Consider the following 13332-nt stretch of genomic DNA (forward strand, 5'->3'; position numbering starts at 1 on the left):
GACCAGACCGCCAGAAAACCCCCTTTGCCCGGACCCGCGCGCATGATCCTGCTGATCGACAATTATGACAGCTTCACCTACAACCTTGTTCACTATCTGGGCGAGTTGGGCGCGGATGTGACGGTCCGGCGCAACGATGCGTTCGACGTTCAGGCCGCGATGGCCCTGAAGCCCGAGGCCATCGTGCTCTCGCCCGGCCCCTGCGATCCCGACCAGGCGGGCATCTGCCTGCCGCTCAGCCTTGCCGCGGGCGAGATCGGCGTGCCGCTGCTGGGCGTCTGCCTCGGCCACCAGACCATCGGCCAGGCTTTCGGCGGCAAGGTGGTGCGCGCCGACGACATCGTGCACGGCAAGATGGGCACGATCCACCACGGCGGGCAAGGCGTGTTCAGGGGCCTGCCCTCGCCGCTGCAAGCCACGCGCTACCATTCGCTGATCGTCGAGCGCGAAAGCCTGCCCGATTGCCTCGAGATCACCGCCTGGCTCGAAGACGGCACGATCATGGGCCTGCGCCACAAAAGCCGTCCCATCGAGGGGGTGCAGTTCCACCCCGAGAGCATCCGCTCCGAGCACGGCCACGCGATGCTGAAAAACTTCCTCGACCAGGTGAAAGTGCCCGCATGAGCGACGCGATCAAACCCCTCATCGCCGCCGCCGTCGACCGGCCGCTCAGCCGCGCCGAGGCCGAAGCCGCCTTCGGGATCCTGTTCGAGGGCGAGGCCACGCCAAGCCAGATCGGCGGCTTCCTGATGACCCTGCGCACCCGCGGCGAGACGGTCGACGAATACGCTGCCGCCGCCCACGTCATGCGCGAGAAATGCCGCCGGGTTCATGCCCCGGCGGGCGCGATCGACATCGTCGGCACCGGCGGCGACGGCAAGGGCACGCTCAACATCTCCACCGCCACCGCCTTCGTGGTGGCCGGCGCCGGCGTGGTGGTGGCCAAGCACGGCAACCGCAACCTCTCGTCGAAATCCGGCGCGGCGGACGCGCTGACCGAACTGGGCGTGAACGTGATGGTCGGCCCCGAAGTGGTCGAGAGAGCCCTCGAGGAAGCCGGCATTGCCTTCATGATGGCGCCGATGCACCACCCGGCGATCGCCCATGTCATGCCCACCCGGCAGGAACTTGGCACCCGGACAATCTTCAACATTCTCGGACCCTTGACCAACCCGGCTCATGTAAAACGTCAACTGACCGGCGCATTCTCGCGCGACATGATCGGGCCGATGGCGGAAACCCTCAAGGCGCTCGGCAGCGAGAAGGCCTGGCTCGTGCACGGCGGCGACGGCACCGACGAGCTGTCGATTGCCGGGGTGAGCTGGGTCGCGGCACTGGAGAACGGCGAGATCAGCGCACGCGAGATAAACCCGGAAGATGCAGGCCTCCCGGTGCACCCGTTCGAAGACATCCTCGGCGGCACCCCGGAGCACAACGCCCGGGCCTTCCGCGCCCTGCTCGACGGCGCACCGGGGGCCTACCGCGACGCGGTGCTGCTCAACGCCGCCGCCGGGCTGATGGTTGCCGACAAGGCCGCGAGCCTGCCCGAAGGCGTCGAGTTGGCACGCGCGAGCATCGACTCGGGCGCAGCAAAGGCGAAGATCGAGGCGCTGGCGCGGGTAACCTCGGCGGCCTGACCCGGGGGCTCGCCGCCGCGCGGCGGCCGCCCCCGCGACCGATCCGCGCGCAACCACGAGGCACGGCATGAACCCGATCAACCCCAACATCGCCCGCACCTCCCCGCCCCCGGTGATGGAAGCGCGGCGCTGGATCGAGGGGGTCAGCTTCCCGCCCGAGCGCCCGCTGATCAATGTCAGCCAGGCCGCGCCGGTCGCGCCGCCGCCCAAGGGGCTGCGCCAGGCCATCGCCGAGGCGGCGCTGACCGACGACACCGCCCATCTCTACGGCCCGGTCCTCGGCCTGCCCGCGCTGCGCGAGGAGGTGGCCCGGCAGGTCTCCACACTCTATCGCGGCGCGGTCGCGCCCGACCAGGTCGCGATCACCGCGGGCTGCAACCAGGCTTTCGCGGCAGCCATCGCCACCCTCGCGGGCCCCGGCGACGAGGTGATCCTGCCGGTGCCGTGGTATTTCAATCACAAGATGTGGCTCGACATGAGCGGGGTCACCGCCGTGCCGCTGGCCACCGGCGCGGAGCTTCTGCCCACAATCGCCGCCGCCGAAGACCTGATCACGCCGCGCACCCGCGCCATCGTGCTGGTCACCCCCAACAACCCCGGCGGCGTCGAATACCCCGCCGATCTCGTCGCCGCCTTCCACGATCTCGCCCGCACCAGGGGGCTTGCGCTGATCCTCGATGAAACCTACCGCGATTTCGACAGCCGCCCTGCCCCCGCGCACTCCTTGTTCACGGCCCCCGACTGGGACGAAACCCTGATCCACCTCTATTCCTTCTCCAAGGCCTACCGCCTCACCGGCCACCGTGTCGGCGCGCTGATCGCCGCCCCCGGGCACCTCGCGCAGGTAGAGAAGTTTCTCGACACGGTGACGATCTGCCCCAACCAGCTCGGCCAGCGCGCCGCGCTCTGGGGGATGCGCAACCTCGCGCAATGGCTCGCCGGCGAACGCGCCGAAATCCTCGCCCGTCGCGCCGCCATCGAGACGGGGTTCGCCACCCTGCCGGGTTGGCACCTGCTCGGGGTCGGCGCCTATTTTGCGTATCTCCGCCACCCGTTCGACGAACCCGCCGAGGCACTTTGCCAACGCATGGTGCGCGAGATCGGCCTGCTCGCCCTGCCCGGCACGATGTTTCGCCCCGAGGACGATCCTTCGGGCCCGCGCGAGCTGCGCATCGCCTTCGCCAATATCGACGCGAACGGCATCGCCGAGATGTTTCGCCGCCTCGCGGCGCTTGCCCCCGGCTGAGCCCCGCGCCTGCCGTTTCCCCTGTTGGCAATCGCCCCCACAGGCCCTAGAACCGGGTGACCGAAAAGGGGAGATTTCCGCTCATGTCGATGGCGCAGAACAAGATCAGCCGGGCGTTCGTCTGGATCATCATGGGCCTTGTGATGGTCGGCCTCGTCGGCTTCGGCTCGTTCAATTTCGGCGGCGGCGTCAATGCCATCGGCAAGGTCGGCGAGACCGAGATCTCGGCCGACCGCTACTTTCGCGAGGTCAACGCCCAGATCAACGCCTTCCAGGCCGAGGTTGACCAGCGGCTGACCTTTGCCGAGGCGCAATCCATCGGCCTCGACCAGGCGGCGCTGGAAACCGTGATCAACCAGGTGGCGCTTGAGAACGAAAACGCCCGCCTTGGCATTTCGGTCGGCGACGACCAGCTTGCCCGGCGCATCCGCGACATCGACGCCTTCCACGGGCCGGGCGGCGGGTTCGACCGCGACACCTACAATTTCGTGCTCCAGCAATCGGGCCTCACCGCGCGCGAGTTCGAGGAAACCCTGCGCTCGGAAGTCGCCCGCACCGTGCTTCAGGGCGCGGTGACCAACGGCATCGCCCTGCCGCCGGTTCTGGCCGAAGTGCTCTACGGATGGGCCCGCGAGACCCGTGATTTCACCTGGGCCGAGGTCGGGCCCGACACGCTCGACGCCCCGGTGGGCACGCCCGACGACGCGACCCTCGCGGCCTTCCACGAGGACAATCCCGATCTCTTCACCCTGCCCGAAGCCCGCCGCATCACCTATGCCTGGCTCACGCCCGAGGATGTGATCGACGAGATCGAGGTCTCCGAGGACGAGCTGCGCGCGCTCTACGAATCGCGGATCGACGAATACCGCCTGCCCGAGCGGCGGCTGGTCGAACGGCTGGTGTTCGGCACCGAGGCCGAGGCCGAAGCAGCGGCAGCCGCGATCGAAAGCGGCGACGCGACGTTCGAGAGTGTCGTCGCGGAACGCGGGCTTGATCTTGCCGACATCGACCTGGGCGATGTCACCGAAGACAACCTTGGCGGCGCGGCCGCCGACGTCTTCGCGCTAGAGACCCCGGGCGTTGTCGGTCCGGTGATGACCGATCTCGGTCCGGCGCTGTTTCGGATGAACGCGATCCTGCCCGCGCGTGAAACCAGCTTCGAGACCGCCCGCGAGGAGCTGCGCGCGGAATATGCCGACGACGCGGCGCGGCGCCTGTTGCAGGACCGGATGATCGACCTGGACGACGTGCTCGCCGCCGGCGCTACGCTGGAAGACCTCGCCAGCGCAGAGGGGATGCGGCTGGACACCATCGACTGGACCGGTGCCCAGACCGACGGCATCGCCGCCTACGACGCCTTCCGCGACGCTGCCGAAACCGTCGATGAAGACGACTACCCGGCCATCGACACGCTGTCCGACGGCGGGTTGTTCGCGCTCCGGCTCGACGAAGTTGTGCAGCCTCGGCTGCAACCGCTCGACGAGGTCCGCGACGAGGCAATCGCCGCCTGGCAGCGCGCGGAAACGCTGGACCGGCTCGCCGCCCGGGCCGAGGAAATGCTGGACCAGATCGAGGCGGGCGAGAGCCCCGCGAGCCTTGGCCTGACCGAGGTGATCGAAAGCGGGCTGTCGCGGGACGGTTTCATCGAGGACGCGCCATCGGCGCTGGTCGACCGCGCCTTCGACCTTGCCTCTGGCGACTGGGCGGTGGTCGAGGACGAGTCTGGCGTGTTCCTGTTGCACCTTGACGCGGTGAACGCGGCCGACCAGGACAGCGCCGAGGCGCGCGAGGTGAAGGCCAACTTCCTCGCCAGGTCGGCGCAGACGCTCGCCCTCGATATCGAGGCCGCCTTTTCCGCAGCGATCGAAGCGCAGGCGGGCATCACGCTCGACCAGTCGATGATCAACGCGGTCAACACGTCGTTCCAGTGAGGTGATCCCTTGGCCCTGACACCCACCTTCGACGCCTTCGAGAAAGCCTGGGAGGCGGGGCAGAACCAGGTGGTCTATACCCGGCTCGCTGCCGACCTCGACACCCCTGTTTCGCTCATGCTCAAGCTCGCCGAGGCCAAGCGCGACAGCTTCATGCTCGAAAGCGTGACCGGCGGCGAAACCCGCGGGCGTTACTCGATCATCGGGCTGAAACCCGACCTGATCTGGGAATGCCGGGGCACCAGCGCCCGGGTCAACCGGCAGGCGCGCTTCGACCCCGACGCCTGGCAAGACATGGACGCCGATCCCCTCACCGCGCTGCGCGACATTCTCGCCGAAAGCCGGATCGATCTGCCCGAGGGCCTGCCCGCCGCCGCCGCCGGGCTGTTCGGCTACCTTGGCTACGACATGATCCGCCTTGTCGAACACCTTCCGAACGTTAACCCCGACCCGCTCGGCCTGCCCGACGCGATGATGATGCGCCCTTCCGTGGTGGCGGTGCTCGACGGCGTGAAGGGCGAGGTGATTCTCGTCTCGCCGGCCTTCCAGGGCGGCGGGCTCACCGCCCGCGCGGCCTATGCCCAGGCCGCCGAACGGGTGATGGACGCGCTGCGCGATCTCGAACGCCAGCCCCCCACCACGCATGATCTCGGCGAGGTGACAGACACGCCCGAGCCGGTCTCGAACTTCGCGCGCGCCGATTACCTCGCGGCGGTGGAGAAGGCGAAAGACTACATCCGCGCGGGCGACATCTTCCAGGTGGTGCCGAGCCAGCGCTGGCGCCAGCCGTTTGCCTTGCCGCCCTTCGCGCTCTACCGCAGCTTGCGCCGCACCAACCCGTCGCCGTTCATGTTCTTCTTCAACTTCGGCGGCTTCCAGGTCGTGGGGGCCTCGCCCGAAATCCTCGTGCGGGTGTTCGGCCGCGAGGTCACCATCCGGCCGATCGCGGGCACCCGCAAACGCGGCGCAACGCCGGAGGAAGACAAGGCGCTGGAAGCCGACCTGATGTCGGACCAGAAGGAACTGGCGGAACACCTGATGCTGCTCGACCTTGGCCGCAACGACGTCGGGCGGGTGGCCAAGATCGGCACGGTGCGCCCGACCGAGGAATTCATCGTCGAGCGCTATTCCCACGTCATGCACATCGTCTCCAACGTGGTGGGCGAGCTGGCCGAGGGGCAGGACGCGCTTTCGGCCCTGCTCGCGGGGCTGCCTGCGGGCACGGTTTCGGGTGCGCCCAAGGTGCGGGCGATGGAGATCATCGACGAGCTGGAACCGGAAAAGCGCGGCGTCTACGGCGGCGGCGTGGGCTATTTCGCCGCCAATGGCGACATGGACATGTGCATCGCGCTGCGCACCGCCGTGCTGAAGGATCGCAAGCTATACATCCAGGCCGGTGGCGGCGTTGTCTATGACAGCGACCCGGAGGCGGAGTTCGAGGAAACCGTCAACAAGTCCAAGGCGATCCGCATGGCGGCAGAGACGGCGGGCATCTTCGCCAAAAGCTCCGGCAACTGACCGAAGCGATGGCGAGAATTGCGCGCGCGCCGCGTTGACCACGCCGCGGGACTGCCCTATCTAGAGCGGGCGTGACGCGGGTGTAGCTCAATGGTAGAGCAGCAGCTTCCCAAGCTGACGACGAGGGTTCGATTCCCTTCACCCGCTCCAGCCTTGCACAGATCTGGCCGCCAAGGGCCTGCCCGTCTCAGGCGCTCGCGCTCTCCGCCTTCTCCATCAGCGCAAGCCATTCCTCTTCGGCTGCCGCGCGCTTTTCCTGCCGCTCGACAAGGGCCTCGCTCGCCTTGGCGAATTTCGCCGGTTCGCGGGCAAACAGGTCGGGATCGGAGAGGAACGCCTCGAGCTTTGCAATCTCGGCGCCGATCCGGTCAATCTCGCCCGGCAGAGTTTCGAGCCTGTGCGCCTCGGTGAAGCTGAGGCCCGTTTTCGCCGCTTTCGGCGCATCCGCCTTTGCAGGCGCACCCTTGCCCCGGGGTGCCTGCTCGGACCGTTGGGCCTCGCCGCGCTGCGCCAGGTAATCCGACCAGCCGCCAGCATAGATCGTCGCCCGCCCGTCGCCCTCCATCGCGATGGTGGTGGCGGCGACCCGGTCGAGAAAATCGCGGTCGTGGCTGACCAGCAGCACGGTGCCGTCGTAATCCGAGATCAGTTCCTGCAACAGATCGAGGGTTTCGACATCGAGATCGTTGGTCGGCTCGTCGAGCACCAGCAGGTTCGAGGGCTTGGCCATGATCTTGGCGAGAATGAGCCGCGCCTTCTCGCCGCCCGACAGCGCCGACACCGGCGCGCGGGCCTGCGATTCGTCGAACAGGAAATCCTTGAGATAGCCCACCACGTGCTTGGGCTGGCCCCGCACCATGATCTGGTCGGCCTTGCCCGAAACCCGCATGTCCTTGTCGCCCGCGAGGTTTTCCCACAGCGAGGCGGTCTCGTCGAGCGCGGTGCGGTTCTGGTCGAACACCGCCATTTCGAGCCCGGTGCCGAGCTTCACGCTGCCCGTATCGGGCGCGATCTCGCCGGTGAGCAGCTTCAGCAGCGTTGTCTTGCCCGCGCCGTTGGGGCCGACGAGCGCCACCCGGTCGCCGCGATTGATCAGAACCGAGAAGTCACGCAGGATCACGGTCTCACCGTAGGCCTTTGAAATTCCCGTTGCCTCGATCACCCGCTTGCCGGATTTCGGGGCCGTCTCCAGCGCCATCGCGGCGCTGCCCTGGCGGCGGATCTGGGCCGCGCGGTCGTCGCGCATGGCCTCCAGCGCCCGCACCCGTCCTTGGTTGCGCTTGCGCCGGGCACTGATGCCTTCCACCGCCCAACGCGCCTCGGCCTTGATCTTGCGGTCGAGCTTGTGGCGGGCGGTGTCTTCTTCTTCCCAGATCTTGTCGCGCCAGGCCTCGAACCCGGCAAAACCCTCCTCCTGCCGGCGCACCTGGCCCCGGTCGATCCAGAGCGTGGCGCGGGTGAGCGCGCGCAGGAAGGCGCGGTCGTGGCTGATGATGACAAAGCCCGCCCGGGTGCCCTTCAACTCGGCCTCGAGCCAGGCGATCGCCTCGATATCGAGGTGGTTGGTCGGCTCGTCGAGCAACATCAACTCGGGCGCTTCGGCGATCAGCTTGGCCAGCGCCGCGCGCCGCCGCTCGCCGCCGGAGGCGCTGGTGCAGGGCCTGTCGGGCTCGAATTTCAGCCCCTCCGCCGCCCGCGCCACGCGGTACTCCTCGCCCGGGGCCAGTCCGCTCGCGGCAAACTCGCCAAGGGTGGCAAAGCCGGTCAGGTCGGGGTGTTGCTCCATGTAGCCCACGGTGACGCCCGCAGGCAGCACCCGCGCGCCCCGGTCGGGTTCCACCAGCCCCGCCATCACCTTCATCAGCGTCGATTTGCCCGAGCCATTGCGCCCCACGAGGGCCACCCGGTCGCCGGGATGGATGACGAGATCGAGCCCGTCGAAGACGGGATCGCCGCCGAAGCTGAGCGAGATTTCGGTGAGTTGCAGAAGCGGTGCGCGGGCCATGCTGCGCAGGTAGCCGCGCACGCGGGCGGCGTCAACGGCTGTTGACACTCACGCCCCGGCCAGTGCCCCCAGCGCGCGACGGCGGTTCTCCGGAACGCGCCCCACCTCCAGCCCGGTGAAGACGTGCAAGGTGCCGAGATCGCGGTCGATCACCGCGTGGTCGGAGACGAATCCCCCCATCAGCAGATAGGTGCGCAACAGCGGCGGCATCGCCTTCAGGGCGCGCTTGAGATCGGGCTTGCCGCGCGGCCTCTGACCAAAGCGGAACACGTTGGGGGCCTTGATCCGCGGCAACCAGCGCGGCGGGGCAAGGTGACGGGCACGCAGCAGCGCGAAGGCATCGAGATAGGCTTCCGGCGCGGTGCCGGCGAAGGAGGAACAGCCAAACAGCATCTCCACCTCCTCGGCTTCGACCACCTGTGTGAGCGCGCCCCAGGTCAGGCGCAGCACGTCCGCCCCGCGCGCCTCCGGCGCGATGCAGAACCGCCCGACTTCGAGCATCCGCCCGGGCTGGCCGGCCAGTCCGTCGAGGCTGTAGAACTGCGCCGAATAGCTGCCGCCGATCGCGGCACCGTTTTCGATCACGAGCAAACGGCAACTTGCAACCACCGCGCGGGTTGCGATGTCTTCGACGATGAGGTGGCGACAGCGCGCATCGAACCCGTCTTCGTCGCTTGCCGCCGGATCGCCGCGAAACACCCGGCCGCGCAGCGCCAGCGAACGGGCGATGTCGTCGGGGCCTGCGTCCAGACGGGCACGATATCCCGCGGTCTCGATCAAGGCTTCGTGAGGCATCGCGCCCTCCCGCCCCCTTGGCGGCTTCGGGGGCTTTCCTTAACTATCGTTCAGCGCAGGTATGGCTGCAAGCCATGTCAGGCGCATGACAGCGGAGAGGCAAAATGGACAAGATCGACAAGACCGACGACGAATGGCGCGAGGTGCTCAGCCCGCTGGCCTTCGAGGTTACCCGCAGGCGCGGCACCGAACGCCCCTTCAGCCATGACGATTTCCCGGCCACGCCGGGGCGGTTCCATTGCCTGTGCTGTGGCGCGGAATTGTTCGACCAGTCCGACAAGTTCGATGCCGGCTGCGGCTGGCCGAGCTTCACCCGCCCGGCGGCCAGTGACGCACCGGTAGGCGAGAGCACCGATCTCAGCCACGGGATGCAGCGCACCGAGGTGCATTGCACGAACTGCGGCGCGCATCTCGGCCACGTCTTTCCCGACGGTCCCGCGCCGACCGGGCTGCGTTACTGCATCAACGGGGTTGCGCTCGATTTTCGCGAGGAAAGCTGAGGCCGGCGGCCTCAGCGGAAGGCATTGGCGAGCGCGTCCATGCTCGCACCGCGGCCGAACAACTGTTGCAGGATGCTCACGCCGTCGATGTTGCTTTCGGTCACCCGCCGCGACAGCACCACGACCTCGCCGCGCTCCTGCCCGAAGCGTTCGATGTTCTCGACCACGTCGTTGTCGTCGAAGCTGATCGCCACCACCTCGCGGTCGATTTCCTCGGGGGCGCGGAAGGTGTCGTGCTTGAACTCGGAACGGACGTAATACCATGCGCTTTCGGCCAGCAGGCCCGAAGCACCCGGATCGCCGATGATGGTTGCAACGGTTGTGCGGGTATCGAGCCCGACCTCGATTTCCTCGAGGTCTTCATCGGTGGGGGTGAAGCCGTGGTATTGATAGACCGGCGAACAGGCAACGAGCGCGGCCAGAGCCACGAGCGCTGCGATGCTCTTCATCCATGCACCCGGTTTCGCCATGCTGCCCCCCTTGCCTTGCGCGGCCTGTTCTGTCACTCGGCTTACAGAAGGATAGCATCTGTTTCAAGAAACGAAAGCGCCGTTGCGATGAGATCTGAGCCCCGCCCCGCCCGTTTCGGCCCGGTCCTGCGCGTGGCCGAACTCGCGCCCGGCCAGAGCCGGGATATCCTCATCGAACCGCAGCCGCAGGTTTGCGCCGACATTGCCGAGTTGCTCGACCTGACCGCGCTGCGCAAACTCCGGCTTCAAGGCGTGCTGGCCCCGCTCGGGCGGCGAGACTGGCGCTTTTCCGGGCACCTCGGTGCCACCGTCGTGCAGCCTTGCGTCGTCACCCTCGCGCCGGTCACCACCCGGATCGAGGACGACATCACCCGCACCTGGCGGGCAGACTTCGCCGAGCCCGAAGCCGACGAGGTGGAGATCCCCGAGATCGTTGAGGAGGAACCGCTCGGCACCGAGATCGACCTTGGCGCGATGATGATCGAGGCGCTGGCGCTTGCCCTGCCCGATTACCCCCGCGCCGAGGGCGTGGCCCTTGGCGAGGCGGTCTTTGCCGCACCCGGGACGGCACCGATGACCGACGACGACGCCAAACCTTTCGCCGGCCTTGCCGCCCTGCGTGAAAAACTTGCCGACGATGACGACGATGACGAGACCGGCGATGCCTGAAGCCGCCCCTGCCGCGCGAAAAACCCCTTGAAACGCGCAAGAATCGCAGTATGTTCCGCCGCTCTTGCTAAAGATGGGTTGGACAGCAGGCGCGATAGCGCATAAGACGCGGTCAGACTCAAGAAACACCGGGCGACGCAGAGGCTGACGACGCCCCCGAATATCGAGGTTTGGACATGGCTGTCCCCCAGAATAAGATCACGCGGTCCCGCCGCAACATGCGTCGCAGCCACGATGCGCTGGTTGCCGCGAACCCGAACGAATGCCCGAGCTGCGGCGAACTCAAGCGCCCGCATCACGTCTGCCCGTCCTGCGGCACCTATAACGACCGCGAAGTCGTCGCGATGATCGACGAAGCCGTGTTCGACGACGAGGACGCGGCGTAAGCCGTCCGTCCGGGTCCGGAATGTCGGCAGGTACGGATCACCCGCAAACCGCCGCGACCGGCACGGGGCCGCGCAGAACCGTTATTTCGGTCGACGCCATGGGCGGCGATCGCGGGCCGGAGGCGATCGTCTCCGGACTTGCCAAATCCGCGCGCAAGAATCCCGATATCGCCTTCATCCTGCATGGTGACGAGGCCGAGCTGACCGCGCTCGTGGGCAAGCGCCCCGAACTGGCTGGCCGGGTCGATATCCGCCATGCCGACGGCGTGGTGTCGATGGAAGACAAGCCCGCGCAGGTTCTGCGCAACGGCAAGGGCTCCTCGATGTGGTCGACGATCGAGGCGGTGCGCGACCGCGAGGCCGAGGTGGCGGTGTCTTGCGGCAATACCGGCGCGCTGATGGTGCTGTCGATGATGCGGCTGCGCAAGCTGCCGGGGGTGAACCGCCCCGCGATTGCCTGCTATTGGCCCTCGAAGAACCCCGCAGGCTTCAACGTGATGCTCGATGTCGGTGCCGACGTGCGCGCCGATGAGCACGACCTTCTGCAATATGCGCTGATGGGCACGAGCTATGCCCGCAATTCGCTGGGCCTCGAACGCCCGCGCGTCGGCCTGCTCAACGTCGGCACCGAGGAACATAAGGGCCGCAGCGAGATCAAGGCCGCGGCAGACCTGATCGCCGAAGCCGCCGACGCGGGCGAATTCGAGTTCGTCGGCAATGTCGAAGGCTCCGATATCCCCTCCCGGAAGGTCGACGTGATCGTGACCGACGGCTTTACCGGCAATGTCGCACTGAAAACCGCCGAAGGCACGGCGGGGCTGTTCAAGAGCTTCTTCAAGGAAGCCTTCCGCGCCACCCTGCCGGCCCGGATCGGCGCGCTCTTCGCCGCGCGCCAGCTGAAGATCCTGACCCGCCGCACCGATCCCCGGCAGGTCAACGGCGGCGTCTTCCTCGGGCTGAACGGCACCGTGGTGAAGAGCCACGGCAGCGCCGATTCCACCGGCATTGCCGCCGCGGTGAACCTCGCTTTCGATCTCGCCCGCCACGACTTCAACCACAAGCTCGCGGCGCGGGTTGCATCCGTGCCCGCCCATGGGCAGGATGGCGCAACTTCAAACGACGAGCAGGACGAAACAGCCCAATGACGAAACGCGCAGTTGTCAGGGGCGTAGGCCACTACTTGCCCGAACGGGTGATCCCCAACGCCTGGTTCGAGGATCGGGTCGAAACCACGGACGAATGGATTCGCACCCGCACCGGGATCGAACGGCGCCATTTTGCCGCCGACGACGAAACCACGGCGTCGCTCGCGCTGGCCGCGGCAAGAGCCGCGCTCGACAACGCGGGGCTCCTCCCCGACGATATCGACGCGATCATTCTCGCAACCTCCACGCCCGACCTCACCTTTCCCGCCACCGCGACGATGGTGCAGGCCGCGCTCGGCATGACGCGTGGCTTTGCCTTCGACGTGCAGGCGGTCTGCGCCGGGTTCGTCTTCGCGCTGGCCAATGCCAACGCGCTGATCGTCTCGGGCCAGGCCTCACGGGTGCTGGTGATCGGGGCCGAAACCTTCAGCCGGATCCTCGACATGGACGACCGCGCCACCTGCGTGCTGTTCGGCGACGGTGCCGGTGCACTGGTGCTGGAAGCGCAGGACGGCGCAGGCACCGCCGACGACCGCGGCATCCTTTCCGCCGACATCAACTCCGACGGGCGGTTTCGCGACATGCTCTATGTCGATGGCGGCGTGTCCACCACCGGCACCGCCGGCGTCGTGAGGATGCAGGGCAACGCGCTGTTCCGCCAGGCTGTCGAAAAGCTCGCGGCCACTGCCGATGCCGCGCTCGCCAAGGCCGGTCTCGGGCACGGCGATGTCGACTGGATCGTGCCGCACCAGGCCAATATCCGCATCATTCAAGGCACCGCGAAGAAACTCACGATGTCGATGGACAACGTGGTGGTGACGGTTCAGGACCACGGCAACACCTCGGCCGCCTCGATCCCGCTGGCGCTCTCGGTGGGTGTTGGGCGCGGCCAGATCAAGCCCGGCGATCTGATCGTCACCGAGGCGATCGGCGGCGGCCTGGCCTGGGGTGCCGTGGTCTTGCGCTGGTAAGTCCCGCCCCCCGGCTTCAAGCCTGCGCGCCAAACCGTTGATCTTGACTTGAAATCCAT

13 protein-coding genes and 1 tRNA gene are annotated in these 13332 nt (G+C 67.5%); 11 read left to right on the plus strand and 3 right to left on the minus strand.

Going from position 1 to position 13332, the window contains the following annotated elements:
• Positions 1-42 precede the first annotated feature (42 nt).
• The 6 genes from B9Y97_RS00675 to B9Y97_RS00700 all read left to right on the plus strand — a co-directional run bounded on the left by B9Y97_RS00675 (position 43) and on the right by B9Y97_RS00700 (position 6482).
• Entirely contained in the window at positions 43-624 is a 582-nt protein-coding gene (locus B9Y97_RS00675) for an anthranilate synthase component II (protein ID WP_085524951.1), read from the plus strand.
• Positions 621-1637, plus strand: a complete 1017-nt coding sequence (gene trpD / locus B9Y97_RS00680) for an anthranilate phosphoribosyltransferase (protein ID WP_085524952.1) — start codon at positions 621-623, stop codon at positions 1635-1637. Before B9Y97_RS00675 ends, trpD begins: the two co-directional genes overlap by 4 nt.
• Positions 1638-1704: 67 nt before the next feature.
• A complete protein-coding gene (locus tag B9Y97_RS00685; protein ID WP_085524953.1) occupies positions 1705-2883 on the plus strand; it encodes an aminotransferase in 1179 nt (392 codons plus the stop codon).
• Positions 2884-2966: 83 nt separating this feature from the next.
• Positions 2967-4814 (plus strand): peptidyl-prolyl cis-trans isomerase, encoded by a 1848-nt coding sequence (locus tag B9Y97_RS00690; RefSeq protein WP_085524954.1) that lies wholly within the window; start codon positions 2967-2969, stop codon positions 4812-4814.
• Positions 4815-4823: 9 nt separating this feature from the next.
• Positions 4824-6332, plus strand: a complete 1509-nt coding sequence (trpE, locus tag B9Y97_RS00695) for an anthranilate synthase component I (protein ID WP_085524955.1) — start codon at positions 4824-4826, stop codon at positions 6330-6332.
• Between the two features lie 76 nt (positions 6333-6408).
• Positions 6409-6482: transfer RNA gene (locus B9Y97_RS00700), tRNA-Gly, on the plus strand.
• Positions 6483-6519: 37 nt separating this feature from the next.
• Here B9Y97_RS00700 and B9Y97_RS00705 read toward each other — a convergent pair.
• Together B9Y97_RS00705 and B9Y97_RS00710 are read right to left on the minus strand one after the other, a co-directional pair.
• Positions 6520-8337 (minus strand): ABC-F family ATP-binding cassette domain-containing protein, encoded by a 1818-nt coding sequence (locus B9Y97_RS00705; protein WP_085524956.1) that lies wholly within the window; start codon positions 8335-8337, stop codon positions 6520-6522.
• 48 nt (positions 8338-8385) lie between these two features.
• Positions 8386-9132, minus strand: coding sequence for a GNAT family N-acetyltransferase (locus B9Y97_RS00710; RefSeq protein WP_085524957.1), 747 nt, complete (start codon positions 9130-9132; stop codon positions 8386-8388).
• 104 nt (positions 9133-9236) lie between these two features.
• On the opposite strand from B9Y97_RS00710, the gene msrB reads away from it, so the two are divergent.
• Positions 9237-9632 carry a peptide-methionine (R)-S-oxide reductase MsrB gene (gene msrB / locus B9Y97_RS00715; protein ID WP_085524958.1) on the plus strand — a complete coding sequence of 132 codons (396 nt, stop codon included), beginning with the start codon at positions 9237-9239 and terminating at the stop codon, positions 9630-9632.
• Positions 9633-9643: 11 nt separating this feature from the next.
• Here msrB and B9Y97_RS00720 read toward each other — a convergent pair whose 3' ends face one another.
• Positions 9644-10102: an outer membrane protein assembly factor BamE gene (locus B9Y97_RS00720; RefSeq protein ID WP_254900817.1), complete on the minus strand. Its 459-nt coding sequence runs from the start codon at positions 10100-10102 to the stop codon at positions 9644-9646.
• An 87-nt stretch (positions 10103-10189) separates the two neighbouring features.
• On the opposite strand from B9Y97_RS00720, the gene B9Y97_RS00725 reads away from it, so the two are divergent.
• The 4 genes from B9Y97_RS00725 to B9Y97_RS00740 all read left to right on the plus strand — a co-directional run bounded on the left by B9Y97_RS00725 (position 10190) and on the right by B9Y97_RS00740 (position 13273).
• Positions 10190-10771, plus strand: a complete 582-nt coding sequence (locus B9Y97_RS00725) for a YceD family protein (RefSeq protein WP_085524959.1) — start codon at positions 10190-10192, stop codon at positions 10769-10771.
• 176 nt (positions 10772-10947) lie between these two features.
• Positions 10948-11157 carry a 50S ribosomal protein L32 gene (gene rpmF / locus B9Y97_RS00730; protein ID WP_085524960.1) on the plus strand — a complete coding sequence of 70 codons (210 nt, stop codon included), beginning with the start codon at positions 10948-10950 and terminating at the stop codon, positions 11155-11157.
• 20 nt (positions 11158-11177) lie between these two features.
• Complete coding sequence (gene plsX / locus B9Y97_RS00735) at positions 11178-12302, plus strand: phosphate acyltransferase PlsX (protein ID WP_085524961.1); 1125 nt, start codon at positions 11178-11180, stop codon at positions 12300-12302.
• The gene (locus B9Y97_RS00740; RefSeq protein ID WP_085524962.1) at positions 12299-13273 is read left to right on the plus strand and encodes a beta-ketoacyl-ACP synthase III; all 975 of its coding nucleotides are present in this window, start codon (positions 12299-12301) and stop codon (positions 13271-13273) included. Before plsX ends, B9Y97_RS00740 begins: the two co-directional genes overlap by 4 nt.
• Positions 13274-13332 lie beyond the last annotated feature (59 nt).

Source organism: Maritimibacter sp. HL-12, from assembly GCF_900177545.1.
Taxonomy (GTDB): Bacteria; Pseudomonadota; Alphaproteobacteria; order Rhodobacterales; family Rhodobacteraceae; genus Sinisalibacter.